Raw genomic sequence first — 26,950 nt, 5'->3', positions numbered from 1 at the left:
GCTACTTGTTTGTTCGGGCTCTCTTCCTCAATCGTTTTCTATACAGATAATGTTTATCGGCTATATCGTGATAAATCCTGTGAATGCAGTATTCAGAGCTTCAACTGTTTAAACATACATTCCGGGATGCTACGTAGCAGCAGCATAATTGGTTGCCAAAACCAAGGCGTATAGACTTCATTGCTAGGGTTTTTCATTGCCTGGTGAATGTGTTTTCCGACGGTTTCAGGTTTAGCAAATAACCCATTTTTCTTCACATCGGCAGTCATGGGAGTATCGACGAACCCTGGTTTGATCGTGACGACGGATATATTTGATTTTGCCAGTCGGTTTCGGAGTCCCTGTAAAAAGATGGTGACGGCACCTTTAGCTGTCCCGTAAACGTAATTGCTTTGACGACCGCGATCTCCTGCGACAGATGAAATGACCGCTATCGTTCCTTTCCCCTGTTTTTCAAAGTAGTTGCCTAAGATAGTCAGTAACGAAATTGTACTGAGACTGTTGGTGGTTAGTTCTTTCATCGTGGCCGAAACACTTTGTTCGCATGTCTCTTGATGACTTAATGTTCCATGAGCAATGAGAACGGCGTCGAGTCCTTCGAGAGTATGGATTGCGGTTGTGATGAGATGTTCGTGTTGATCAAGAAGGCAGAGGTCGAGTGTCATCCTCTCGACCTGTGTTGCTCCGCGCACTACTAAATCGGCTTGAATGGCTTGTAATTTATCAGGGTCGCGACCTGCAAGGTAGAGTCGAGCTCCTTCCAGCGCAAAGCGTTTTGCCGTTTCTTGGGCTATGGACGATGTGGCTCCAATGATCAAGACATTCATGATTAATCCGTTATGCTGTATAACGACGAATTTGCAAACGCATGCTCTCTCTGTATTGGTGATGAACAGGATTCGGACATGCTTGGTTGTGGTGGTGTGGGGGCGAGGTGTGTCACACGTCGCCAAAAGCTTGATGAAAACCCTGGGTCTCGTAGTTGTTCAAGTACGTGCCAACAGGGGAAGTAGGCTTGAAAGTCTTGCCTACTCATGTGGGCGTCTTTCGCCGGGTAGACGGCTCCACCTGTTTCGCGGACAATGTTGTTGAGCTTCGTGAGAAGCGTGAGGGTTTGGTCCCCTAAGAAAGGAAAGTCCAACGCCAGTGTTGTTCCGGGTTTCGGAAAGGACAACAAGCCAGGAGAGGGGATCGATCCAAACTTTTTTAGGACAGCAAGGAAAGAGCCTTGTTGGGATTGATGAATGATGTTAAGTAGCTCACGGATGCCTTCTTGTTCATCATGGCAGGGGATAACGCATTGATATTGGAGAAATCCCCTGGTGCCATAGAGTCGATTCCAATGGAGGAGAGCGTCGAGTGGATAAAAAAACTTCTCATAGGGTTCGTGCGATTGTGTGAGCTGTCTGGGTTGTATGTGGTAATACGCCCGATTAAGCAATTTCATGATTCCAGAGTTTAGAAAGGCGGATGGGATGTGAAAGGGGACAGTCAGCGTGTTGCGGCGAGGAATATGCGTAAGAGATTGCGAGTTGTCTGTACAATGGTTCCCTCGAATAAATACTCCTCGACCAGTGCGTTGCTGTTTTGCAAAACAATCAATCCAGGCCACGGTATATTCGAATGATGCGTCAGATTGCATGCTGAGATCAAAGAATTCATCAAGCCCAGAAAATCTGATTCGTTCTACGGCAATACAGGGACTTGTGATCGGCTTGAGCTGGATGTCTGCCCATACAATAAGTCCAGTGAGCCCTAACCCTCCAATTGTTGCACGAAAGAGTTCGGTGTGATGTTGTCGTGAGCACGTGATGCGTTCGCCGGTAGAACGGAGGAGTTCGACGGTGCGTACGTGATGTCCAAAAGTTCCGGCCTTATGATGGTTTTTCCCATGGACATCGTTTGCAATCGCGCCTCCGAGAGACACATATTTGGTGCCGGGCGTGACAGGTAAAAACCACCCTCGTGGAACAACACAGTCTAAAATGTCTGCAAGTAATACCCCGCCTTCGCATCGGAGAATTCCAGTGGAGTCATCGAACGAGATGAAACGTTGAAGGCGGTGAGTTGTGAGGAGGGTTCCTCCATTATTCTGACAACTATCACCATAGCTTCGACCATTGGCGTAAGGCAGCATGGAGGTCTTTTGATTGTTCCGAGGTAAGGGCTCATGTGGCCAACGGATCGGGTGAACATGTTGAGGTTGAGCTTTGGGGTAACCTCCCCACGATTGAAAATTGTGTTTCACCATGACTCCATTACATCGCAATAATGACGATGAGCCCTCCTGCAATCGCAACAAGATAGCTATGCGGATCCTTTATGGCCAAGATCAACGGGTCATCGTCGAGTGTCCCCCGATTGGCTAAGAGCCAATTTCGGCTGATCCAATATAAGAGCAGTGGACAGATTAACCACAAAGTTTTGGGATGCTGATAGAGAGTCAGGACATCAGGGCTATTGATGTAGAGGGCTAAGACTAGGACCGACAGGTATCCGCTGATCATACCCATGATGGCCAAGAGGTGTTTATCCAGACCTCGATAGGCTCGTCTGTCTAACCCCTGATTATGCCTGACCTTACGATATTGCAATTCTAAATACCTTTTCGTGAATGCCAGGCTTAAGAAGAGGAACATCGAAAATGCTAATAGCCAGGACGAAATGGATACGCCAATGGCCATGCCTCCAGCAAGGACCCTGAGGGTATACAGGCCAGCAAGGATTAAGACGTCTAAAATGGCGACTTGTTTGAAAAAGAGGGAGTATCCTGTTGTCGATACCGCGTACAGACTTAAGATGTACAGAAATGATAGCGGGAGAGTGGCGTGTGCGAGAATCACGGATCCTAAAAATAATGTCGGACTCATCAAGAGGCCATATGGAATGGACAATGCCCCACTGGCAAATGGACGGTGTTTCTTCTTGGGATGTCGTCGGTCTGCCGGCAAGTCAAGAAGATCATTGAAAATGTAGATACTCGACGCACACAGGCTAAAGGACACAAAGGCCAAAACCACTTGTGTGCTTTGTTCCCAATGTCCAAATTGATGCGCCGTAATCAGCGGAAGAAAGACGAGAATATTTTTGACCCACTGTCCAAGACGCAGTGCTTGAACAAGACGATGAACAGAATGTGAATCTGTGCGGAAGGTTCGAACGACTGTAGAGGATTTCTTGGCTTGTGCAAGAATCTGGTTTGTTGGGTCCACAAGTAAGGCCGAATGAGCTTGGGCCCAGACAGAAAGGTCTTTTTTGTTGTCTCCGATGTAATCAAATCCTCGCTCTCCAAATCGCTCGACGAGTTTTCGAGACTTCGAGAGCCCGGAGAGATTCCTCTTCCCATCACTGGCTAATACTTCAGAAAATATCCCAAGGTGAGTTGCAATGGCCTCTGCGGGGTGGTAGTCGGATCCCGTGGCTAACACTATTGTTCGCCCTTGAGCGTGTTCTTGCTTGAGGTAGTCGAGTACCTCTTGACGATAGGGTAGTTGGTTTGGATCAAGAATGACCCGCTCGGCTATGCAACGCTTAACATGTGCACGGCCTTGAACATACCACATGGGTAAGGCGAACAATGCCCAAGGTTGCTGTTTCATGAGCAACAGGATTGATTCCCACAGTACGTCGGTTGCGAGAAGCGTGTTATCTAAGTCAACGCAGAGAATCCGAGTGTTTCTGGCCTGAATCGAGGTTAACCCAGCTTGTTTTGTGAGTTCTACGGTTGTTTCAGCTCGGTTTTGCATGCTGAGGAAGAGGTCAAATTGCGGACATGTTAATTTGTTCGATTTGCGTGTCCGACCGCATATTCAGTAATTCCAATAGACTTTTCTCGTTCTTGAGGCGTGAATATTCTCTTTCTAAGTTGTTCGCAAGGGGCAACGATAGGTTGTAACGGCAGCTAATCGGTAATCGTTGGCGTACGATGTCAGTGAGCCTGTACGAAGTACCTGGCGATTGTTCACGCTTATCTTTATTTTATCGGTCGTTATGTTCGAAAACTGATATCTAAAAGATGAGGGGAGAGGTTGGGATGTTACCGATGAGTGACTGGATTAAGTTTTTAGATGTATTTGTCGATGTTTTATAGAACGTTATCAGATTCCTACAACACGTTTGGGTGATGTCAGGAAGTCTCATGCAGCCCTCCGCCACTTCGTCAATGTGAACATGGACTGGTTCGAATAGGTCTGTTGAGTGCCAGCTGATGAGTAAATAAGCTGGACATGACGATTCACGGCTTCTTTTCATCCTTATGAATCATTGATACGTGTCGAATTGTGTAGCTGAATGTATGTGAGGAATTCGAATATGACGGGACGTGGATGGAACTCTCGTGAGTTGATTCCCATCATATTGGGTGCTTCATTATTATTAGAAGTACTCCTCTTTATCCAATATATACTCCCTCATGAGGGGAAATATTTTTTCACACATGATCCTATAGGGGCAGATTTTGTGGTTTTCTGGGCAGCCGCCATTTTAACGGTGACTGACCGGTTGCCGGAGATATTTGACTATCAAACATTTCACGCGGCTCAAACAGCTTTACTTGGCCATGAATATCAGCTTCGTATTTGGTCGTATCCACCTCATTTTCTTTTTTACCTTACCCCGCTAGCTTGGTTGGCATACTTGCCTGCATATGTGTTTTGGAATGTTGTGACATTCCTGATGTTTGTGTCGACAATCATTGCTGATCGATCACGTCATATTTTCATTTTTTCCATGGTGGTGGCTCCCGCCACTTTTATGAATGTGTTATGTGGTCAGAATGGATTTTTAAGTGCAGCATTTTTTGTCGGTGGAATGATGTTGCGCCAGCGACATCCAATCTCTGCCGGAGTTCTCTTTGGGCTACTTTCGTATAAGCCTCATCTGGGTGTCCTAATCCCGGTCATGCTTATTGCAGAACGAAATTGGAAAACACTCTGTAGTGGAGCTGGGGCAATTGTGGTGCTCGTCGTGTCGAGCGTGATTTTTCATGGCCTTGATAGTTGGATCTTATACTCAACAGAGACGATTAGGGATACCACGATTGTTTTAGAGAAAGTATCAGGTTTGCTGACGTATATGATGCCTACGGTATTCATGAGTGGTCGGATCTATGGATTCGAAGAGAAGACGAACTATCTGATCCAGGCCAGCGTCACGCTCATCGTTATCGGCGCAACATATTGGGCCGTTCGTCGAACGACTGACATGAAACTTCGAACCGCCATTGCATGTGTTGGTGCGTTTTTGGCCTCGCCGTATGCCTTGAATTACGACATGACGATTTTTTCTGCTGCAATCGTTTTGATAGTCGAGATTGGTCAACGAAGCGGATTTCTTTGGGGTGAGGGATGGGTGCTTGTTATGGCCTGGTTTCTTCCAATTGGAGTAATATTTTTTAACGCGAGTAGTGTGCCTATTGCTCCTGTGATTGTGGGTCTCCTATTTTTGTTCCTGATGATTCGTGCTGGTAAAGATTTAATTTACTTGGATTCTTTTGCTAGAAACGAAAACATCAATACGACGGTTATGAAGGTTTGACGTCTATCGAGCGTAACAGGCAAAACATGCAATCACTTCTCCATAGCTTTGTAACGTCTTGTCCGCAGACACGGTATGCACGTCTGTCAAAAAGAACAACAAGCCTTCTTTTATGTCTTGTAATTTTTGTAATTGCGTATGGGGTCATATCTCTAGGGCAGGCGTTCCCGCAAAGGGAGTCAAACGTGACGGATGGCGAGGATGTACGAATGTATCACAGTGTGATAGTGCGCATACACAATGGAGAGTCATATTACGATGTCGTTGGAGATGAACTGAGAACGCGGGGGTATGCTTCACGACCTTTTTTTAACTGGCGACTCCCAACTCTGGCGTTAATAATGGGGAACTTACCGAGTCCTGTCTGGGGACAATGGATCGTGATGGCTCTTGGACTGTTGACATTGTTTTGGTGGTTTCAGGTGTTGGATCGCGAATCTGGATTTGTTCTCGCTTTGTTCTGGAGCCTCCTGTTCTGTGGGCAACTTCTTTTGTGCTTGAATGACAAGGGATATTTCTATCACGAATTGTGGTCTGGAATGCTTATCGCTTTTTCTTTAGCGGCATATGCTCGCAAATGGCTACTTCTGAGCATGATGAGTGGTATGCTAGCAGTGTTTATCCGAGAGCTTGCCGTGTTGTATCTGTTCATCATGATCGTTGCGGCCTGGAAAGAAAAACGAAATCATGAACTGTTGGGGTGGCTAGGAGGCATGGCAGCATTCAGCTTGGCACTTGCCTGTCATGCTTGGGTTGTTTCAGGACTGTTGACGTCATCGGATATCGCGAATGAGAGTTGGATACAGTTTGGAGGCTGGCCTTTTGTCTTAAGCACAGGAAATTGGAATGCCTTTCTGCTTGTCTCGCCAAAATGGATTGTCGCAGTTATTTTGCCGTTAGCGCTGATTGGAATAGCCGGGTGGCGGGGAGCGACAGGTGGTCGGAGTGCACTGGTACTCTGTGTCTATTGTAGTGCCTTTTTAATTGCAGGCAGGGTCGATAATACGTACTGGGGATTTATGTATGCACCATTAATTCCCCTAGGAATCATCTATGCAGTCCCATCACTTTTTGACCTTACCATGAACTTGTGGGGACGCTCACAGCGATTGCTCTCGTGAGTATTTTATTTTGTTACTCTCCTTATCTCTCTTAGTATTGTAGGTTGTGTGGCTGTTTTCGTGTCTGTATGAATTGCAATTGGCCGATGAACCCCAAGGAATGCACTTGCGATGCATTATCTATGGATGAGGGAAAAGAATACAGCATTGGAGCTAGAGCTGGTGTGTGATGAAGTGCATGTCAGTCGTTCTAGAAAACCCCCTCGAAAAGATATCTGCAGTGCGCGTGAACATATTGGGTTGTCGTTTATCGAATTAACTCAGAAGTCACAATAGAACCCTGCCTGGTTGTTAAATGTACATACCCTGCAAGTCCATCAACATCTGAACCATTGATGAACACATGTTTCTCTTCATTGTGGTCAACCTGTTGATCATATCCCAGTAATTGGATGATAAAAGTGCTTAGGTCATAATGAGATTGAATGTGAGAAAAGTGTGTTCCTATATCTGGATTGTTGACATTGTGAGTAAAAAAGAGAAATGGCACTTCGTAGACTTGTCGTTTGAACCAACCGTGGCCATTCAACCCTTCTTCTTGAAGGAGTTCCCCGTGATCCGCTGTAAATAAGATATATGTTGGCTTTGTGCTTTTTCTTTGTACGGTGCGAATGATTTCAGCTAAGACATAGTCTGTGTACAACACACTATTGTCATACTCGGAGTCATATTTCTTAAATTCGTTGGGAGATCTTTTTGCGTATGGCGTATGGGAGCCGCGTTGGTTGAGCACGATGAAGTTATTTGTATTGAAATCAATGTGGTTTAAGTATTCGACTAAAGCCATATCATGAGCCGAACTCGTCTCGGCAAACTCCGAACGAGTGACGTAATGATCGATGTTTTTTTTGCAAAGGACATTTTCCATAATTTTCATATGTTCTCTGTAGTATGCAGTGACAAAATAGGTCGTAAACGAGTTGTGTTTAGCAAGTCGAAATAAGCAGTTGCTTTGGCTTGTGATTTGCGATGTGACACCAGGATGCTTCAACCTGTTTAAAATCCCAGCAACGCCGGTGATACTCATGGTTCCTGATGAGTATATTGTCCTGGCCTTGAGATCTGTCAATGCACTCAGGCGAGGCGTCGTGGTGTGTGTCGTATATCCCAACAACGACAACTGCTCAGCTCTGAGTGATTCTCCAATAATTAAGATGATATTCATTTCTGGATTATTGACGAGCACGTTGGGGGGGGGGATTTCCGGAAACATGCTGATGTTGCCAAAAATTTTCTTTGGGACAATGCCGATAGCAAAATATTTAATGGAACGAAAAACATTTTGGAGCGCAAGTAAGTGAGGTTTAGGCATCACCATCATGGCCTCGACGTTCCATAGTTTTCCATGTTTGTTGTTCAGTAAGATGTAGGTGAGTGCAAGGTCGCCAACAAAGAGAGCGAGGAGTAACACTGTCATGTATTTGTACGTTGTCAGCGACTGCCGTAGTCGTTGTGATAAGACAAACATGACAGCTCCAATACTCACAACAATGAGGCTAGGCAAGATCATCGAGTCAATTTCATCCCAAAATGACTCGGCAGCCTCTTCTGGGAACGCGTAGGCTTGGTAAAACGAGATAGGCTGAATGAACGTGCCGAAATATTGAAAATTCAATACTTGAACGAATGTCATGAGTAACATGATTACCAAAAAACCTGTTCGTATGTGAGAACTGCAAAAAGAGAGCATTAAGCAGATGTAGAAAAATTGTTGCGCCGCTGCCCAGTCGATTTTCTCAAAAGAAAAGGGGTAGCTCGGATTAACAAGGTGTGTGAATAATTCAATGCCATACATTCCAAGAATAATCATCCCCACATACAAGAGGTGTTTCCCTGAGTATGATAATAACTTCCGCATGTTCATTTCGATGATATTTTAGGGGTGGATTTTGCGAAACCGTTGCATGGTTAATTGACGCATTGCGTGTATGACTGTTTCGAGATTTACGATGAATTCTCTCAACATCCTAACGACCTTGTCCGTGTCTTTTTTTAAACCTGCCAACAAGCTGATACGTAGACGTTGATCGTTTACAAACTCATTCTGAGCATTTGTTGTATAGGGCTGTCCTAGAAGCAGGTGTTTTCGAATGGAAAAAAATGAGGTACTTCAATGCAGAGCTTCCGTTGACATATGATGAAATACATCATATGTCGGCCTTGTGCAGATGTTTCTTGATATGGGGCATTACGAGGGAACGGTGAATCAATAGTGCTGACATCTTTGATCGTATGATTCTCTTGTACGCACGCAGGGTGAAAAGCTAGCGGTTATATGATAATAGGTTAAGTTTGTGGAGGTGTAAGCCGAAGACACAGTAGTCCTTCAATCAGTCCATCCTTGTTATTCGCCTGCATGGTAGATTCACACTCTCAGATTCCTTCGGAAAAGACGGATCAGAAACCGCAATCTGTTACGTATTTTCTCATTTTCTTGTTACTGATTATCCAACTCTTGTGGTTTTTGAAGGGGCCTGTCCCACTGTTGGAGGGAGGCCTTGTAGGCTCGGATAGCTATATGCACCTTAATCGTGTTGTGCAGCTCGTCGAGTCAGGTGAATGGTTTAGTTCCGTCTACCCGCGAAGTAATGCACCGTATGGTGAGACTCTACATTGGACGAGGTTGATGGATATTCTGTTGATCTCTGGGGCAAGTGTGGCTTCAATTGTTGTTCCATTTTCGACCGCCTTGCATTGGTGGGGAGTATTGTTGAGCCCCGTGTTGCAAATTGTTGCGCTTGTCTCTTTAGTGTGGGTGATGCGGCCGATTTTTGACCGTGAGCATCAATTGTTGGCAGGTGGAGTCTTTCTCTTCCATCCAGCCTTACTCCAAAGCTTCTTCGCTGGTCGTCCTGATCATCATGGGTTTCTTGTGGTGTGTTTTATTGTACTCCTTGGCCTTACATTTCGAATCATGACATGCCTGCCTTTCGCTCGGTGGTGTGTATTCGCAGGAATCGTTGCAACTGGGGCAATCTGGGCAAGCGTGGAGTCACTCGTCGCACTGTCGGTCTGTATTTCTGTTCTTGCCATGGGGTGGGTGTGGTATGGACAAGATTGGGGAATACGTAACCTTATTGTGACGAGTACGTTGAGTGTGCTGACATGTGTTGCACTGTTAGTCGATCGTGGAATTTGGCAATTCTTTCACGATGAGTATGATCGCTTTTCAGTTGTGCATTGGAGTGTCCTGTCACTCATTGCAAGTTTTTGGATTGTGATGTGCTTGGTCGAGAGGCTGTGGGATCGCAGAGCGACGTCTCTACATCGTCTCTTATTAGGGATTATCGGAATAGTTGTGGTCTTGAGTATTCAGTGGATGCTCTTCCCAAAGTTTTTTCAAGGCCCGCTTGTCGATGTTGACCCTCAATTTATAACGCTGTTCTGGAATCGCATTGCTGAAACACAACCGCTTATTTCGACTGAGTTTTGGCAGTTTGGCCGGTTCATACTGTATCTTGGCATTGCCCTGCCAGCCATCCCGTATTTGATATGGTTAGTCTTCAAGGAGTCGAATGACAGTTATAGATTGTTTTGGTTGCTGATTGCTGTTGGAATCTTTGTGTTTCTTCCCTTGACTCTTCACGAAATGCGTTGGGCGGCCTATGCAGAGTTGCTCATGGTGTTTCCTTATACGCATCTTATGGGGCGAGTACTACAGCGGATTGCCGGTTCGTTTTCTATGCCATGGATTGCGGTCGTGAAGATGAGCATTGTGTTTGTGAGTGCCATGTGGTTCTTACTGGTTGGCGCCAAAATGATTGAAGCCGAAGATCATGGCGTGAGCACCACAACGTCTCACAATTGTCCAGTCATTCCTCTCTCAAAGTATTTAAATGATCCGGCTGGCTTCGGCCGCCAAAACCAGATGATTTTGGCTTTTGTGGATTTTGGTCCGGAGCTTCTTTATCGAACGTCTCATCATGTCATTATGACGCCGTATCATCGTAATGTGTTGGGTAACCTTGATGGGTTTCAAATATTGTCAGACTCTACTGGAAATCTGGCAAAACGGTTACTCCAAACCCGGGGGGTTGATCTTATTCTGACGTGTCCTTCGTCTCCTGCGGAATCTTCATTTTTTCAGTCTCCTGATAACCCTTTATCGTTGTATGATCGACTCAATCAAGGACGTTTCCCCCAGTGGATTCGTGAAGTCAACCTTCCTGCTTCGTTGGATGAACACTTCAAACTGTTTCAGGTACAAAAAAATCACAAAGACCCTACCTGATTGTTGTCTCTATCATTTGTCCCTATCATCCGTCTCGTACTGTTTCTGCCAGACGCAGGTGAGGTAGTGATTTGTAAAACCATGACGAAGGATTGAGAGGCAACGTTGGAACAAGGCATGTGGATGCCAATAGTAGTAATGTGCAAGATTGGGCCGGAGATCGGCGAGTCGTGTTTCTTTTCGCTGAAGAACAGCGATTGGGTTAAAGGGTTGCCGTTGTTGTAAGCAAGTTAACTCCGTCAAGTCATGCCGGTGAAACATCTTCCGGAAACTCTGGGGGGTAAAGTCATGTAAATGATGCGGGTTTGCATCGACAGTTGGTGTGGTAGGCACGGAACCGATGAAGATGCCGCCTGGACGTAAAAATTTTAACAGATGCGTGATGAGTTGCTTGGGCTGAAGAACATGCTCTATGGTTTCTAATGAGACAATGGTGTCAAAAGGGTATTCATCTTGAAAGCTCATTGCATCGGTACACATAAAATGTATTCCCGTTTGAGCATATCGTTTCGTTGCATACTTGATACTTTCCTCCGAACAGTCGACTCCAAGGACTTCTTTGTTCAGGCTATTGCCTTCAAAAAGAATTTTTGATCCATACCCCACCCCACACGCGATGTCCAAGATGCGACCTGGGCGAGATTGGGCTGCCGCGAACTCATATCGCTCCATGTGTAGCTCAAGCGTGAGGCCTCCTGTCACGTCTTGGGGCTGAAGTTGGTCAGGAATTAGCCGTTCTAAATTATCGATAAGCATACAATCTGTGCCATTGAAAAATCCAAGAGGAAACATCTTGGCGGTTTGAATATTTGTCCATCAATCGTAACGAAAATCGGAATACTCTATTTGTGTGGCATCCGAAAAAGGCTTATTAAAAAACTTGAAAACACTATTTCTATTCCGAGTGTCAGTGCCGTGGTGCCTGGTATGACGAGTCGAAGACTGTGAGGATAGGATAAGGGTCCGAAATTCTGACTCTGCCAATCGAGAACTCCCAGGGAAAGTAAGGCGCTTCCGAGTAACGTGATGAAGATCCCAATCCCAATGCCAACCTCTAGAGTCATACGTTCAAGGATATGTTGAAACAGGGTGTCGTGTGGAAGGAAGCCCGCGGATATGGCAAATGATTTTGAAATGATGCCGAAGGTGATCAAATTAAATCCTGTTAAAATAGACATCGCTGATACTAGTAACGTATTTGTATCGAAGGTGATGCCGTGAATAGTGATCGGTCCTGTCAGGAGCATGGTCCCACTTGTCATTCCTGTTAAAAATAAAAAGAATCCTGGAAGGAGGAAGAGCCATCGAGGACAATACAACAACATAAACCGCAGATGTCGCCAGCCATCACGCCAGGTGCGGAGATGGGGCGAGCGATTTCGGCCGTCTTTGTGTAATGTTATGGGAATTTCTGTGATACGTGCCCCGATTAATGTTGCCTTAATCACCATTTCTGAGGCGAATTCCATGCCGGTAGCCCGCAGGTCTAATGATTGACAGAAATGACGACGAAACCCTCGCATGCCACAGTGAAAGTCAGTCACGGGGCAATGGAAAAATAATCTCCCAATTCCACTCAACGCTGGATTTCCTAAGCACCGATGCAGCCACGGCATGGCCCCTGGCAAGATTGTGCCTCCTGCTTTTGGTAGACGACAGCCCATGACAAGATCATGCCCCTCGCGTAATTTTTCAATAAATGGATAGATGCCAGTAAAGTCGTAGCTATCATCGGCATCTCCTATCAGTATGTATGTCCCACGTGCCACGGCAATCCCTGCCATGAGTGCAGCCCCATACCCTTGTTCTTGCACATGGATGACATGTGCCCCACATGCGATTCCTTGGTCTCTGGAGCCATCATGGCTTCCATTGTCTGCGACAATGATTTCAGCGTCTAGATGGTGAGTGGCAATAGCGAGATTGGCTTTGCGTAAACATGTCTCTAGCGTTCTTTCTTCGTTGAGGCAAGGTAGGACTATGGACACTTCAGGGCGATTATCGTTTTCTGCCGTTGTTGCATCATGACAGTCTTGAGTTGACTGTGTGTCTAATATGTGTGGTGAGTTCATGTATGCATGCGTATGCGGACAATGTAGAAAGATGGGAATTGTATGTAATCTCTACTTTTTATAGTCGGTTATATGACAGACATCTTGAGCGTCGGATCTATTAGGGGAACAAAAAGTTCGCTCAGATAAAAATTGCTAGACAGACAATGGTAATCAATAATGATTGTGTCACAATATTGTCTCCTCTCCCTTAAACATGAATAAACGAAAATTTTATTCAAGTTTTCTTAGGTCGTACCGATAAGCCTAATCACATTTGATACATAAGAACTCTCTCTCGAAAAAGGCATACCTGTCGTAAGATTGGGACGCAAAGCCATGGATCAGTCAAGAGGCTGATCGCCCGGCCGCCGAAGGAGAAAGCGATACATCTTGCCGGGATGGAGTTTCTTGAGGAGTGTAAGGAGCTAGCTCTATGTCGACAAAAACCTGGTCATGTTCTTTTGCGAAGAGACAGGTTGAAGAGATTAGACGTTCCTCAAAAGGAAAGAAGAGGAACTGTTGGGCGACGGTGAGTGGCTCCGTATCTCGAAAATTCTATCAAACATATTCTCCATCGAAACAGCTACTTCCTCACATACATCAAGCTTGTACTTCATTATTGACAACAATCCAGTCGAAACAGCATTGGGAATGTGGTCTTGAGGCGAGTCGGGAACCCTTTTTCCTTTCTTCTCCGCAATCTTCTAGAAGGCATGATGGACGGGGACGATTTCGATGGTTGGAACAACACGATGACATCATTGCAAGACATATGAAGACGTCAATGGTTTCAGTCAGAAATGCTGATATTGACGTCTGTAGGCAGAGGTTCACTGCACGGAGCGTTACGCCCCACAACTCAAAATTGAATCACATCAGAATACGACAGGCAAGTGGCAAGGAAGGTCAGCGGTGGGGATTATGTGGGCACACCATCATGTCTGACAACAAACTAATGTGCCCGAAAGGAGAGATAGAATAATGACTCAAGTTATGCGATTTTTTCAGGATGAAGAAGGTGCCACCGCATTGGAGTACGGACTGTTGGCGGCGTTGATTGCTGCAGTAATCATTGGCGCTGTCACCACTCTTGGTGACGTGGTTAGTACGACGTTTAATAATATCGCCGCTTCAATGAAATCCAAGACGGGTGGTTGATACGTCTGAAAAACAATCAAAGAATCGTGTGAGGTTGAGAGGTGCTATACGGTCTTGATAGTGGTAGGCCACCTTATCGGTCTCTACTTTCTTCGATCGGCCTCGGACGATGTGATTGTTGTCATATACGTGAAAAGTAATTCCCCCGGCCTTCTTTTTAAGTAAAGGGGTCGGGGTGAAACAGAAGTCATTTTCGATTGTCGTGAGTTTTTCGAGAGGAGCAGGGATCATGTTAACTAATCTGGCAACCGTATGTCGTTCTTTTTTCTTAGATGAAGAGGGTGCGACTGCGCTGGAATACGGGTTGTTAGGCGGACTGATTGCCGCAGTCATCGTTGGTGCTGTCTCCACTCTTGGTGAAGTGCTCAGTACTACATTTAACAATATAGCTGGTTCGATAAGTTCCGCTATCGGCTCTTAGGTTTGTTCCGCGTTTGATAAGCGGAGAATGTATAGATTTATGAAACAGGTAATCTCAAGGAAGAGATTGAGGAATTTACGACAGAGTCTCTCCACACTTCATCGGTAACTCTCCTGCCTTAGCCGGTCAAGGAATTTTCCGGTGAAAGACTTCGAGAGAGTGATCCGACAGCTTTTTTGTCATCCTTCTGTGTAGACCTCAGCATATGAATTCGTAGTATCAGCAACTGACGAGTAACGGTTTCAGTTAGATAAGGGTAGGCTTCATTCAAGACTATCGGAGGGTAAGTCTATGCAAATTTTCGGTGCACCAAAAAGATTCTTGAACAAGCGATTGCAGAATACTCGTGGGAATACCATGACAGAAGTAGGATTGCTTTTATTTCCATTCATACTACTCTTGTCTTCCGTCTTTGAATTTGGGTGGTACTATTTCCATGAACATACGTTGCAGCATGCAACAAGGGAAGGCATGCGGTTGGCCTTGGTTGGTGGCATTACCAAGGATGGAAACGGTGATTCGCTGAGTCGTGAAGACTCTATTATTCACGCAATTCAAAAGAATGCGTCATGGGCCATGGTGATTCGCGCAGAGGATATTGCTATTTTTAAGGTTGGGGATAATTATCAAAATCCAGAAGGGTGGGAGACTGCTGCACCCAATGCCGGAAATCCTGCAGATTATATGCGAGTGGTGGTGGATTATGAACATACGTTTTTAACTCCGTTTGTCGGACGTATCTTCTCGGAAAACGGATCAGCAAAAATGCGTGCACAGGCGACATACCGTAATGAGCTGTACGATATTCAGACGGAGGCATAAACTATGATACGACAGACTCTAGGATCACAAAAAGGCATGGCGAGCTTTGAATTTGCTGGTGTGGCCATGGTGGTGATGGCGTTAGCATTTGGAATCGTTGAATTTGGCTCTCTCATTCGTGCGCAAGCGATCGTGACCAATGTGACACGGGAAGGCGGAAGTTTAGCGTCACGTGATCTCAAAAATGGACAGGAATTATTGACGGTACTTGAACAATCTACTTGGCCGTTAAATTTTGGTTGTCCTTTGAATCAGGATGGGGGTGTGGAAGCTGGTTGTGATCAAAATGCACTTGATCGTCAATTTAAAATTTACATTACCAAAATCAATGCCGGGACAAGCGAGACAAACGCTCCGACATGTAACACCCCACTTGAAAGTGGAAGTCTAGCTGGAGCCGGTATCTCTTCGCCAAATCAAGACCTGTATTGTGGTTTGACTGAGGAGCTGTGGAGAACGCTTGAGTATAACGAGAATTATTCGACCTCGGGAAATGGGACTTCATTGTTGTCCCAATTAACTGTTGTCAAAGTATATTATCGCTATGACCCGTTGACTCCGTTGGCGAAATTGTTGCAGGTGGTTCCCTATTTTGGGGCCAGTACGGGCAATATCATGAATTTCCACAGTGGGAATGCAGAAAACCCTGAACAGGGTAGTGAGGACTCCTTTCTCCTAGGAAGTAAGGCAATCTTTTAAGGTTGTTTCGTATCGAGAGAGTCATACGGTAGGTGATTCCAAAGACATATCGAAGGGTTTTCACTTCTTGTGTTTACAATATGATGAGTGCTGACAAGGAGAAGTTCTTTTATGAAACATGTCTTTTTACGATTAATATATAACATGCGATTTTCTCTGGGTAGAAAAGAGAGCGATCAACGGGGAATGTTTGCTCTCGCAACAGCGGTGGCTCTGGTGTCGTTATTTGGATTTGTTGCATTAGGAATCGAAGTTGGAAAATGGTATATCGTTCGTGCAGAACTTGCCAAATCAGTCGATGCCGCGTCGTTAATTGGTGCAAGAAATATTTCAAATCCATGGCTCGGTGCGCATTTTTCTGATGCGAGTGATAACGAGGAAGGCTTGCGGGAGCTTGTGAAACTCATTGGGGAAGCGAATTTTACGCCAGGGTTTTTCGGTGCGAGTGTGCCTATCGTTGAAATGTCAGGGCAGATCGAAGATGGAAAGGTGATTGTCACGGGAAATGCCGATGTGACGAATTATGCTGCCCGAACGCTTGAAACGTCGAGCACGCGAGGACAGTACGATACAACATCTGTTGCATCTATTGGTGGTGCTCAGAAACGAGATGTTGAGATTATGCTGGTATTGGATCGATCCGGCTCAATGTCTCATGAAATGAATAAACTCAAGGATGCAGCCAAAAGTTTTGTAGATTATTTCGAAGATACGCAAGATCAGGACAAACTTGGGCTTATTAGTTATTCAACCGCTGTGAGCATCGATGAGCCACTCAATACAAATTTTGTTGATAGCATGAAGACGAAGATTGAAGGAATGTCGGCATCTGGCTGGACGAATATGGAAGATGCGATTGATCAGGCCGATGGTCCCCATGGGTTTGAGGATCAATCGGAAAAGCCTGGCGATCAAAAGGTCCAGCAGTTTTTAGTATTTTTCACCGATGGAATCCCCACAGCCTTTCGTTCCACGTATGATCCAGTGACCGCTCCCTATCGTCTCTTTACGCGAGGCGGAGTCAATAAAGTGAATACAACAACTGATGAACCTGATGTGGTGGTTGCTGCATCAAATAGCTTAAGTGCACGACTGTACGATCCATATGATGGTTCTCAACTCCCTGATATTCCAGGGAGTCATCCAAAGCAGTTTCACACAGGTGATGGCTTGCCAATTTTATTGTCATCGTGTGGAAAGTACACCATGAAGTGGTGGATTCTCCAAGATCCAGACTATGGAAAGAATTATTCTGGTTCCCCAATTTCAGGATATGATGCTGAGCGTTGTTCGATTCCAATCCACAAAATGATAACATATGTTGAGGATCAAGCTAAGAAAATGGTGATTGAGCATGCTCAAGAGCTTAAAGACAAAGGCGTAAAGATCTATACCATTGGGTTAGGGGGAAGCCTCAATACCACGCAATTGAAGGCGATGTCGAGTGGGGAAGCGTTTTATTACCCTGCACTGACCTCGGATCAACTAGAGGAAGTGTTCCAAAAGATTGCGAAGAATATCAAGCTGAGATTAATTCAAGTCTAACGTTTCACGTTGAGTCTTACTGTCGTGATGAGGCCTCGTAGGAATATCCTACGAGGCCTTTTTTTTGAAGTATGTCGATTACAGATATTCGTGAAGAGAACCGAAGAACGAAGGAGCTCTCTGTGTGTTAGCGCATGTTGTGATGTTCTGAAAGTCGTAGAGACGTCATCTTCTCTCGTACGGTCTCTAAAGGGTGTTTTCGTGGTCTTGGATGCTTCTATTTTGGCATGACGTATATTTTGTTGATTAGTATTCTTTCGATTGCGCTGATTTGGGCTGCAGTCACTGATGTTCGCTGGAGCAAGATTCCCAATGTCATTACTTTTCCTTTAGCAGGGTTGGGACTTGTGATTCACAGCGTCTCTGACGGATTAAACGGATTGCTCTTTAGCCTTCAAGGGTTAGCGCTTGGCTTTGGGGTTCTTTTCATTTTTTATTTATTAGGAGGAATGGCGGCTGGTGATGTCAAATTGTTTGCCGCAGTTGGTGCCATCATTGGCCCGCATGATGCGTTTATTGCCTTCTTGATTACAGCTTGTTTAGGTGGATTGTACGCCATTGGGCTGATGATGGTGACTTGGGGGATACCCAGTACGGCGGAGCGTGTGAAAGTGATACTGACCACGTGGTTGGTGGCTCGAATCTTCACGAGTCCTCCACCAGTAAACGATACGCAGCCTAAATTGCGTTATGGGCTTGTGATTGGATTGGGCACCTTATGCTCTCAAGCTTGGCGATGGATGAATGTAACGTAATATTGATGACGATATTGTTCATAAAGAATTTAAGAATATTTTGGGTTGTCCGATGAAGGAAGTACATGAAATATAACGAAGTTGAATACACAAAGATAATCAATTTTTAATCCTTCAAGAGTAAAGAGGTATACGAAATGTTTCAAAACCGACCTGTCCTGTTCATGGGGCTTGCAGTCGGCATAGCCTTAGTGACGACAATTCTGATCTACAATTGGCTTCAACAACAGAAGCAGAAAGAGGTTGATGTTGTTGAGCAAAAGGTTGTCACGATTGAAGGAATTCCAATTGCTGTAGCCAGTGCAGATATGGCGTGGGGCACGCCCATTAAGAAAGAAATGATCCGGGAAATTCCATTTCCACAGGAAAATCTTCCTGCTGGCCACTTCAAAAGTCTTGAGGATTTACAGGGGCGTGTCTTATTGATGCCGGTGAAACGGAATGAACCAATTCTTGAATCAAAATTAGCGCCAATTGATATTAAAAGCGGTGGGGTTGTGGCCGTCTTGGATCCAGAGAAACGGGCAATGGCCGTGAAAGTGAATCAGGTGGTCGCGCTTCCAGGGTTTATCAAGCCAAGAGATCGCGTCGATATTATGGTGACGATGTCTAGTGGTGGTAAGGGGCAGATTACAAAAACCGTACTCGAAAATATGCTTGTGCTTGCCATCGGCACGCAAATAGAACGCGATCCAGCTGATGGGAAGGCCAGCCCAGTGAAAATTATTACGTTTGAGGTGACCTTAGAAGAAGCCGAAATGCTTGCCATGGCGTCCAATGGGGGACAATTACGATTTGCGCTTCGTAGTCCACTCAATGTGGCTTTGAAAAAGACGCGTGGAGCGACAATGCCGAATCTTCGGGCTTCATTTCAGGCAGCTCCCCCTAAAAGAAAAGCGAAAAGAAAAGCACAAGTTGAAGTGATCAAAGGCAATTCAAAAAGTGTTGTGAAGTTCTAGGATGTGTGGGTCATATTTGTGCGAAGAATACAAAGGTTCGACTGATGTTTTTTGGAAGGAGTGAGTATGTTACAGAGAGAGCCCATCAGTAATTGCGTAAAGGTATTTCTTATTGGAATGATTGGATATGTCGTGTGTGGGGCCTCTCTTGTCCATTCTGAAGGGCTCACATATCAAACACTGGAATCGAAGGCGCCACAGACGTTACATGTTGGGTTGGGGGCGTCTATTGTCGTTGATAGTACAACACCTTTCGCACGAACGTCGGTGGCCGATCCAAAGGTTGCTGATACTCTGGTGATCTCCCCAAAACAGATTTATGTGACGGGTAAGTCAATTGGATCTACGACGTTGACGATGTGGGGAAAGAATGGGGCCGTCAGTAATGTGTTACAGGTCTTGGTGACTCCAGATTTAACAAAACTGAAAGCCCAATTACATCAAGTCTTTCCTGGAGAGACGAAAGTGCAAGTCACTGGTGGTCACGATAATATTTCCTTATCCGGAACGGTATCAACGGCAGAACAGTTAACGAATATTGTAGAGATGGCTGAGCCGTATGCTCCAGGGAAAATCATTAATCTTTTAAATGTTGGTGGTGTGCAACAGGTTATGCTCGAAGTGCATATTGCGGAAATGAACCGTGGCCTGACACGTCGTATGGGGATTAACTATTCCAGACTTGGAGAGAGTTTTTTCTTTGGCGAACTCAATGATCTGAGTGAAATATCTCTCGAAGATGGAGTCTTTACTTTTTTGCAGTCAGCCGCTGTCAACGCCACGTTTGGGATTCCCTTTGGTAATGACATTTATATGATCTTTTTAGACTTTTTAAAACAACATAACCTGTCCAGAGTGTTAGCTGAACCGACCTTAGTAGCCATTAGTGGTCAAGAGGCCACATTTCTTGCTGGTGGAGAGTTTCCGATCCCTGTGCCTCAAGCTCTGGGAGTGACGACGATTAAATTTAAGGACTTTGGCGTGAAGCTGAGTTTTAATCCTACGGTATTAAATGATCGTAAAATTGCATTGAAAATTTCACCTGAAGTCTCTGAGCTTGATTTTGCCAATGGTGTCAATTCTGCTGGGTTTACAATTCCGGCGATCACGACACGAAAGGTTCAGACAGTCCTGGAACTTGATGATGGACAAAGCTTCGTGATTGCAGGGTTGTTGCAGAATAATATTCGAGAGACGGTAGCGAAGTACCCAATTTTAGGCGATATTCCAGTCCTCGGTGCGTTGTTTCGAAGTACCTCTTTTCAGAAAAGTGAGACAGAACTGGTTGTCATTGTCACCCCAAGACTTGTGAAGCCTGTTGATCTCGCGAAACAGCCTCTTCCAACTGATGACTATTTAGAGCCTAATGATTTTGAATTGATGTTATTGGGGTACCTTGAAGGTATTCCAGAGTTAGCAGATTCAAGCGGTCAGCTACGTGATGGCCATGCTGTGAACACCATGTCGTGGCAAGGTGGTGGGTTAGAAGGGTCTTTTGGACATTTGGCTCCGTAGTCTGTGAATAGAGAGGAAAACACATGTGGAATGCCTTGACTAGAGTAATCCGTCTTCTGTGTTGTGTGGGTCTTGTTGTGGGGATGTCTGGTTGTCATCTATGGCCCTTTATGGCAAATGACGATGGTCGAAAAGTTCGTGATCTGGGGAAAGCCGATCAAATTATGTATCCATACGCTCCTCCTCCAGTCCATTTAAGTGAAGGGTACGGACATGCGTTTCACGCAGCAAGAGATAATCAGATTCTTCACCCTGAGGCCTCGGAAAACCTTGATGTCGTAACGGAAAAAAATGGCAATGCGTCGTATCGGTCTATTGAACTATACCGGAAAAGCTTTACTTCACCTCCCTTTGGTACATCATCGTCAAGTAGTGGAGGTAAGAAATGAGTGAGTCTAGTTGGAAGCCAACCCGTGTCGGTACGACGGGTTCAGAGTCCTCGGCTGAGGCCAGGATCGTTGAATTAGCGATTCTCGTACCTGAAGTGAAGAAAGTGATAGAAGATCAAATTCGTGCTGATAGTGCGTTTCGACTCAAGCAGCAGGGTGAGACGCTCGTTCCTGATTTATTAATTCTTGAAATAGATGAGGAGCCAGAGAAAACATTCTCTCTTGTCAAGACGGTACTGGGCTCTGCCAAAGGGACTGAGATTTTCTTAACGTCCGCTAAAATCGAATCGGATTTGTTGTTGGAAGCATTGAGAGCTGGCATGAAGGAGTTTCTTCCGCAACCGATTCAACCAGACGAGGTCAAGGCCGCTCTAGAACGGTTTAAAACTCGGAATAGTGAAGTGGCGCATGAAGGGAAAAAACAGGCAGGAAAGGTCATTACGTTGTTTGGTGGTAAAGGGGGAACGGGAACAACGAGTGTTGCTGTGAATCTTGCTGCTAGTCTTCATTTAAGCCCACGAAAACCGGCTGTTGTATTAGTTGATGTGAATCAACATGGAGGCGACATTCCCCTCTACCTTGATTTGTCGACGTCACATAGTTTTCGCGATATTGCTGCTGACCTGACTCGGGTAGATTTAGCCTTCCTCGCCAGCGTCTTAACCAAGCATGAATCTGGAGTGCATGTGTTGCCATCCGGGTATGACGATCTGAGTGCGGGACGGTTGAATCCGGATTGCATAGAGCCAACGATCAAACTCCTCCAATCGATGTTTGATTTTGTCGTTATTGATTGTGGGCATGTTTTAGATTTGACGACGAAAAAAGCCCTGGAATTGTCTTCGAGTATTATGGTGGTCTCAAGCCTGATGGTTCCTGTTGTGCATCGGACCAAGCGTATTCTCGAGTTGTTGCGAGGCTCCGGGGTTCCACAGAGTAAAATTGATTTACTTATTACTCGGTATCTTTCGCATGAAAAAGATGTCTTACATGAAACAAAGGAAATTTTGAAGCAAGACGCGAAGTGGTTACTGCCCAATGATTATGTGTCTTCCAGTAATGCGATTAACAGTGGAAAGCCGGTTGTGATGATTGCCCCTCGATCATCGTTGACCAAAACGTATCAACAGTTAGCTGCCTCGTTCCTTGAGCACTCCCCAGAACCCCAGAGCAGTTCGTTTTGGGGAAATTGGATGAAGTCCGTCAAAGGTAAGCGGACTCAGCAGAGTACGGCAACAGCCTAATCATTTCTTATCTCATTACCACTAAGGATGTGAAATTACGATGTTTGCAACTGAATGGGAGCAAGTCGGTTCCGGAGGAACGAACCTCGAAGATTTGAAAGGTCGATTGCATCGTCAGGTCATTGAAGCGCTTGATCTGTCCGTGGTGGCGACGCTCGACCAGAGTTTACTCAAGGGAGAATTGAGTAACTTAGTTGAGAAGTTTTTAGAGCAAGAGCCTGTTCCCTTAAATGCGCGTGAACGAGAACAGCTGATCACGGAAATTCAGTGGGAAGTTATGGGATTGGGACCCTTGGAACCCTTGCTTCAAGACCCTACGGTGAATGATATTTTGGTCAACCGGGCTGATCAAATTTACGTCGAACGTGCGGGAAAACTCCAGCCCACGGATATTAAATTTCGCGATGAAACGCATTTACGGAAAATTATTGAAAAGATTGTTTCAGCGATCGGTCGACGAGTCGATGAATCGTCGCCCATGGTTGATGCCCGATTATCCGATGGTTCACGGGTTAACGCCATTATCCCTCCGCTGGCCTTAGACGGCTCTTCGATTTCGATTAGAAAATTTTCCAAAGATAAATTACAGATTGATGATTTGGTGGCAAAGCGGTCACTGACTCCGGAAATTGCCGAGCTATTGAAAGGCATTGTCGAAGCCAGATTGAATATCTTGATTGCCGGTGGGACGGGTTGTGGAAAGACGACGATTTTAAATATTTTGTCCAGTTTTATTCCGTCAGACGAACGGATCATTACGATTGAAGACTCGGCCGAGCTTCAACTTCGGCAAGACCATGTGGTGCGCTTGGAAACCCGACCTCCGAATGTTGAAGGCAGAGGTGAGGTGACACAGCGAGAGCTGGTCAAAAATACATTGCGAATGCGGCCAGACCGTATTGTGCTCGGAGAGGTTCGATCCGGGGAGTGTTTGGACATGCTTCAGGCGATGAACACGGGGCATGATGGATCGTTAACGACCATCCATGCCAATACACCTCGAGATGCGCTCACTCGTGTTGAAACGCTTGTGGCAATGGCCGGATTGAACCTTGCCACCAAGGCTTTACGTCACTATATCAGTTCTGCGCTTGATGTCGTTGTCCAAATGACTCGATTGTCTGACGGTACTCGAAAGATGACCAGTCTTCAAGAGATTACGGGTATGGAAGGCGAAATTGTGACATTACAAGAGATTTTCTCCTTTCACCAAACAGGATTAGATGAGAACCGCATGGTGAAGGGGAAATTTGCCGCAACGGGAGTTCGGCCAAAATTTGTTGAACGATTTACCGCCTTGGGTATCGAGATTGATGCTGGTGTCTTCGATCCTACCAAAATCTATGAAATATAACCGTCATAATTGGTGTGTGAGAGCTTTTGAGAGGAAAGTGTTGGGATGACGATTCTCATCAGTATAGGAATCTTTGTCAGCATTATTCTACTTCTCGAAGGTGGGTTTCACTTCTATCATGCCTATATCAGCCCTCGAAACAAAAAAATCAAACGGCGATTACGATCTTCGGGAAAGTCCGAGACGTCGAGCCCAGAACACTTACAGCAAGCCAATGTCATTCGGCAGCGTGCGACAGGAGATATGCAATGGCTCAATGTGTTGCTGTCTAAAGTGGCGAGTCTTTCAGCTGTTGAGATGACCCTGGTTCAGGCCAATAGTCACATGCCCCTCAGTGTCTTTGTCCTGGTCTCCTTTGTTTCGGCGGCATTTGTGGCGGTTGCCACGGTCATCTATGACTTGGGAGTTTTAGGAATGTTGGGAGGTGGTGTCGTTGGGTTATTTCTCCCATATTTGTACATGCGTCGGAAACGGAAAAATCGGTTTTTAGTATTTCAACAGCAATTACCCGATGCGTTAGATTTGATGGCCAGAGCCTTGCGAGCGGGTCATGCCTTTTCGGTCGGAATGAAAATGGTCGGAGATGAATTTCCTGACCCAATTGGCCCGGAAATGGGAAGAGCGGTTGAAGAAATTTCATACGGTATTGAAATTCCAGAAGCCTTGAAAAGCCTTTCGAAACGAATTGAATGTGTTGATTTAAAGTTTTTTGTGACGGCGCTGATCGTTCAGCGTGAAACAGGTGGAAATTTAGCGGAAATCATTGAAGCCATTAGTCGACTTATCCGATTGCGTTTTGAACTGTTGGGACGAGTTCAAGCGCTGTCGGCTGAAGGGAAATGGTCAGCTATTGTGCTCATGGCTTTACCGATCGTTCTTCTCTTTGGGCTTAAATGGATTAACCCGGAGTACATGGCACCTTTGTTCGAGGATCCAACCGGGCAACTGATGTTGGGTGTGGCCATTGTGTGGATGATGATTGGTGGCGTTGTAATTAAGCGAATGATCAATATTAAGACATAAAAGGCATACGATGGAAATGGCATTGGTCATCAGCGGGCTGGTTTTTGTTGGAATGTTAGTGCTCATGATAGGTGGGCATGCGCTTTTTCAATCTCGACAGCGGGCAAAAGATTGGGCGGAGCGAGTCAATGGAAAGACGACTAAAAAGGAGAAAACGAAACAAGAAGAAGGTTTTGGGTATCTGAAGACACGGATGCTTCACCTCTTAGAGAAGCTTGGACAAGCCAACAAGCCGAAAGATCAGGCTGAGACATCACGGCTTCGCAAGACGCTCGTTTCAGCAGGATACAGAAATCCTCGCGCACCCATCGTCTTCCTGGGAACCAAAATATTTTTGATGCTGATCTGCCTTGGTGTGTTCTTTTTGTTTGGATCAGAATTAACCAAAGACAAGCCCATGTCATTTTTTATTGGTGGCCTGGTTGGGGCTGCGATCACTGGGTTCTATGCACCTCAATTGTGGCTTATCACTGCTGTGAAAAGTCGAAGAGAGCGCATTCTTGATGGCTTTCCTGATGCCTTAGATTTGATGGTTGTTTGTGTGGAGGCAGGTCTCGGTCTTGATCAAGCGATTGCGAGAGTCGGAGACGAAATTAGTATTGGTCATAAGGATCTCGGTGAAGAATTCAATATTTTAAGTTTGGAGTTACGTGCGGGGCTCACACGAGAGCAAGGGCTCAGGAATTTAAATATGCGGACGGATGTAGATGAAATTCGTAGTTTGGTCGCGTTGCTGATTCAAACCGATCGATTTGGGACCAGTATTGGACAGGCCTTACGGGTTCATTCTGACTCGATGAGAATGAATCGGAGATTGAAAGCTGAGGAAATGGCCGCCAAATTACCAGTAAAATTAATGGGACCACTCATCCTGTGCATCTTCCCAGCTCTCTTGATTGTCATTATGGGGCCAGGCGTGATTCTCCTTATGAATAAGGTCTTTCCGGCTATGGGAGGTGGATAATGAGGCATATACCATATTTACTCATCACAGGGTTGAATCGTGAAGAAAGGTCGGTGAGCTCATGAAAGGCCGAAATAGAAAAGGACCAAGACATGTGAATCGCGTTGAATGGCAAGGTTCACGGTCAGTCTTTGTCGCCTTGGCGTCGTTGGGATGTCTGATTGTTTTATCAGGATGTGCATCTTCTCAAGATTCGTTATTCGAATTGCAAGATGAACATTATCGACCCATGATTGAACGGCAAAAGGCTGGACTTCCATTTGATGAGAGTGTCAGTAAAATGGATGTCAAGGAATATACGTCGGAAGAATATGAGCAATTTGGCGATTCCCATATGAAGCAAGGCAAGATTGTTCTTGCTGCCGTTCAGTACGAAGCCTCACTGAAAATGGAGCCTGATAGAATTCCGGTTCGTTATAAAGCTGCGCAGGTCTATCTGCAGCATGGAAAGGCGGAAAAGGCGTATGAACGGTTTCATGAAATTCTTGATTATGACTTCAATTATGCACTGGCATACGAAGGCATGGGGCAAGCACTTCTGCGTATGAACAAAGATGCAGAGGCCGAACTTGAATTTCAACAAGCCTTGACGTTTGATAGTCAATTGTGGCGCGCGCATAATTTTCTGGGAATTATTGCCGATCGTCAAGCTCGGCATGCTACGGCCATGGTGCACTATCAAAAGGCTTTAGCGATTAGTGCAAATAACTTTCATGTTCTCAATAACCTCGGGATGGCGTATTTTTTGAATAAAGAATACGAAAAGGCCATCAACGTTTTTCAGCAAGTTGTTCGTGCCGATTCTAAAAACTCAAAAGTCTGGAATAATCTCGGGCTTACCTATGCGAAGGTTGGTCTCTACTCTGAATCGTATAATGCGTTTCAGCGAGGTCTCGATACTCCCAAGGCGTATAATAATCTTGGACTGCTTTTCTTAGAAGAAAAACAAACGGCTCGAGCGGTGAAATGCTTTGAGAAAGCGGTGAATTCGCAAACGACGTTCTATGAAAAGGCACAGGAAAATCTCACTCTTGCCAAGCAAGAGCTTTCAAAGCTTTCCTCTTTCAAACGGCGTGCCGTTACGCTTCAACAAGGAAGTTGTCTCTAACGGAAATCTCAACTATCTTTCTTTAAAGGGAATGGTGTGCGCATTCAGAGTAT

The 26,950-nt window shown here is 45.4% G+C and carries 23 protein-coding genes and 1 riboswitch; of the genes, 17 read left to right on the top strand and 6 right to left on the bottom strand.

Going from position 1 to position 26,950, the window contains the following annotated elements:
• Positions 1 to 92 precede the first annotated feature (92 nt).
• The 3 genes from ACWHX8_RS15105 to ACWHX8_RS15095 are packed head-to-tail and all read right to left on the bottom strand — an operon-like array spanning position 93 to position 3,746.
• Positions 93 to 827, bottom strand: coding sequence for an SDR family oxidoreductase (locus ACWHX8_RS15105; protein ID WP_447968960.1), 735 nt, complete (start codon positions 825 to 827; stop codon positions 93 to 95).
• A gap of 2 nt (positions 828 to 829) precedes the next feature.
• Positions 830 to 2,251 (bottom strand): FAD-binding oxidoreductase, encoded by a 1,422-nt coding sequence (locus ACWHX8_RS15100; protein ID WP_447968959.1) that lies wholly within the window; start codon positions 2,249 to 2,251, stop codon positions 830 to 832.
• 7 nt (positions 2,252 to 2,258) lie between these two features.
• A complete protein-coding gene (locus ACWHX8_RS15095; protein WP_447968958.1) occupies positions 2,259 to 3,746 on the bottom strand; it encodes a UbiA family prenyltransferase in 1,488 nt (495 codons plus the stop codon).
• Positions 3,747 to 4,311: 565 nt separating this feature from the next.
• On the opposite strand from ACWHX8_RS15095, the gene ACWHX8_RS15090 reads away from it, so the two are divergent.
• Both ACWHX8_RS15090 and ACWHX8_RS15085 read left to right on the top strand, forming a co-directional pair.
• On the top strand, positions 4,312 to 5,535 hold the full coding sequence (locus tag ACWHX8_RS15090) for a glycosyltransferase family 87 protein (RefSeq protein WP_447968957.1): 1,224 nt from the start codon (positions 4,312 to 4,314) through the stop codon (positions 5,533 to 5,535).
• A 209-nt stretch (positions 5,536 to 5,744) separates the two neighbouring features.
• Positions 5,745 to 6,656 (top strand): hypothetical protein, encoded by a 912-nt coding sequence (locus ACWHX8_RS15085; protein WP_447968956.1) that lies wholly within the window; start codon positions 5,745 to 5,747, stop codon positions 6,654 to 6,656.
• Between the two features lie 247 nt (positions 6,657 to 6,903).
• Here the strand turns inward: ACWHX8_RS15085 and ACWHX8_RS15080 are convergent, their stop codons facing one another.
• On the bottom strand, positions 6,904 to 8,298 hold the full coding sequence (locus ACWHX8_RS15080) for a sulfatase-like hydrolase/transferase (RefSeq protein ID WP_447968955.1): 1,395 nt from the start codon (positions 8,296 to 8,298) through the stop codon (positions 6,904 to 6,906).
• A 714-nt stretch (positions 8,299 to 9,012) separates the two neighbouring features.
• On the opposite strand from ACWHX8_RS15080, the gene ACWHX8_RS15075 reads away from it, so the two are divergent.
• Positions 9,013 to 10,887, top strand: a complete 1,875-nt coding sequence (locus tag ACWHX8_RS15075) for a hypothetical protein (protein WP_447968954.1) — start codon at positions 9,013 to 9,015, stop codon at positions 10,885 to 10,887.
• Positions 10,888 to 10,899: 12 nt separating this feature from the next.
• Here ACWHX8_RS15075 and ACWHX8_RS15070 read toward each other — a convergent pair whose 3' ends face one another.
• Together ACWHX8_RS15070 and ACWHX8_RS15065 are read right to left on the bottom strand one after the other, a co-directional pair.
• Positions 10,900 to 11,643, bottom strand: coding sequence for a class I SAM-dependent methyltransferase (locus ACWHX8_RS15070; RefSeq protein ID WP_447968953.1), 744 nt, complete (start codon positions 11,641 to 11,643; stop codon positions 10,900 to 10,902).
• Between the two features lie 86 nt (positions 11,644 to 11,729).
• Positions 11,730 to 12,959: a glycosyltransferase family 2 protein gene (locus ACWHX8_RS15065; RefSeq protein ID WP_447968952.1), complete on the bottom strand. Its 1,230-nt coding sequence runs from the start codon at positions 12,957 to 12,959 to the stop codon at positions 11,730 to 11,732.
• Positions 12,960 to 13,234: 275 nt separating this feature from the next.
• A riboswitch (cyclic di-GMP riboswitch) is annotated at positions 13,235 to 13,314 on the top strand.
• Between the two features lie 608 nt (positions 13,315 to 13,922).
• Between ACWHX8_RS15065 and ACWHX8_RS15060 the strand changes: the two genes are divergently transcribed.
• The 14 genes from ACWHX8_RS15060 to ACWHX8_RS14995 all read left to right on the top strand — a co-directional run bounded on the left by ACWHX8_RS15060 (position 13,923) and on the right by ACWHX8_RS14995 (position 26,897).
• Positions 13,923 to 14,099 carry a Flp family type IVb pilin gene (locus ACWHX8_RS15060; RefSeq protein ID WP_447968951.1) on the top strand — a complete coding sequence of 59 codons (177 nt, stop codon included), beginning with the start codon at positions 13,923 to 13,925 and terminating at the stop codon, positions 14,097 to 14,099.
• 229 nt (positions 14,100 to 14,328) lie between these two features.
• Positions 14,329 to 14,520, top strand: a complete 192-nt coding sequence (locus ACWHX8_RS15055; RefSeq protein WP_447968950.1) for a Flp family type IVb pilin — start codon at positions 14,329 to 14,331, stop codon at positions 14,518 to 14,520.
• Between the two features lie 357 nt (positions 14,521 to 14,877).
• Positions 14,878 to 15,342: a TadE/TadG family type IV pilus assembly protein gene (locus tag ACWHX8_RS15050; protein ID WP_447968949.1), complete on the top strand. Its 465-nt coding sequence runs from the start codon at positions 14,878 to 14,880 to the stop codon at positions 15,340 to 15,342.
• Between the two features lie 3 nt (positions 15,343 to 15,345).
• A complete protein-coding gene (locus ACWHX8_RS15045) occupies positions 15,346 to 16,041 on the top strand; it encodes a TadE/TadG family type IV pilus assembly protein (protein WP_447968948.1) in 696 nt (231 codons plus the stop codon).
• A 111-nt stretch (positions 16,042 to 16,152) separates the two neighbouring features.
• The gene (locus tag ACWHX8_RS15040; RefSeq protein ID WP_447968947.1) at positions 16,153 to 17,586 is read left to right on the top strand and encodes a vWA domain-containing protein; all 1,434 of its coding nucleotides are present in this window, start codon (positions 16,153 to 16,155) and stop codon (positions 17,584 to 17,586) included.
• A 227-nt stretch (positions 17,587 to 17,813) separates the two neighbouring features.
• Positions 17,814 to 18,341: an A24 family peptidase gene (locus tag ACWHX8_RS15035; protein ID WP_447968946.1), complete on the top strand. Its 528-nt coding sequence runs from the start codon at positions 17,814 to 17,816 to the stop codon at positions 18,339 to 18,341.
• Between the two features lie 137 nt (positions 18,342 to 18,478).
• On the top strand, positions 18,479 to 19,300 hold the full coding sequence (cpaB, locus tag ACWHX8_RS15030) for a Flp pilus assembly protein CpaB (protein WP_447968945.1): 822 nt from the start codon (positions 18,479 to 18,481) through the stop codon (positions 19,298 to 19,300).
• Positions 19,301 to 19,366: 66 nt separating this feature from the next.
• Positions 19,367 to 20,815, top strand: a complete 1,449-nt coding sequence (locus ACWHX8_RS15025) for a type II and III secretion system protein family protein (RefSeq protein ID WP_447968944.1) — start codon at positions 19,367 to 19,369, stop codon at positions 20,813 to 20,815.
• Positions 20,816 to 20,925: 110 nt separating this feature from the next.
• A complete protein-coding gene (locus ACWHX8_RS15020; protein ID WP_447968943.1) occupies positions 20,926 to 21,204 on the top strand; it encodes a hypothetical protein in 279 nt (92 codons plus the stop codon).
• Positions 21,201 to 22,448, top strand: a complete 1,248-nt coding sequence (locus ACWHX8_RS15015; protein ID WP_447968942.1) for an AAA family ATPase — start codon at positions 21,201 to 21,203, stop codon at positions 22,446 to 22,448. Before ACWHX8_RS15020 ends, ACWHX8_RS15015 begins: the two co-directional genes overlap by 4 nt.
• 40 nt (positions 22,449 to 22,488) lie before the next feature.
• Positions 22,489 to 23,802, top strand: a complete 1,314-nt coding sequence (locus tag ACWHX8_RS15010; protein WP_447968941.1) for a CpaF family protein — start codon at positions 22,489 to 22,491, stop codon at positions 23,800 to 23,802.
• 45 nt (positions 23,803 to 23,847) lie between these two features.
• Positions 23,848 to 24,825, top strand: coding sequence for a type II secretion system F family protein (locus ACWHX8_RS15005; RefSeq protein WP_447968940.1), 978 nt, complete (start codon positions 23,848 to 23,850; stop codon positions 24,823 to 24,825).
• Between the two features lie 10 nt (positions 24,826 to 24,835).
• On the top strand, positions 24,836 to 25,789 hold the full coding sequence (locus tag ACWHX8_RS15000) for a type II secretion system F family protein (protein WP_447968939.1): 954 nt from the start codon (positions 24,836 to 24,838) through the stop codon (positions 25,787 to 25,789).
• A gap of 94 nt (positions 25,790 to 25,883) precedes the next feature.
• On the top strand, positions 25,884 to 26,897 hold the full coding sequence (locus ACWHX8_RS14995; RefSeq protein WP_447968938.1) for a tetratricopeptide repeat protein: 1,014 nt from the start codon (positions 25,884 to 25,886) through the stop codon (positions 26,895 to 26,897).
• Positions 26,898 to 26,950 lie beyond the last annotated feature (53 nt).

This window comes from Nitrospira sp. M1 (assembly GCF_965152605.1).
This window is presented reverse-complemented; position numbering and strand designations above follow the sequence as displayed.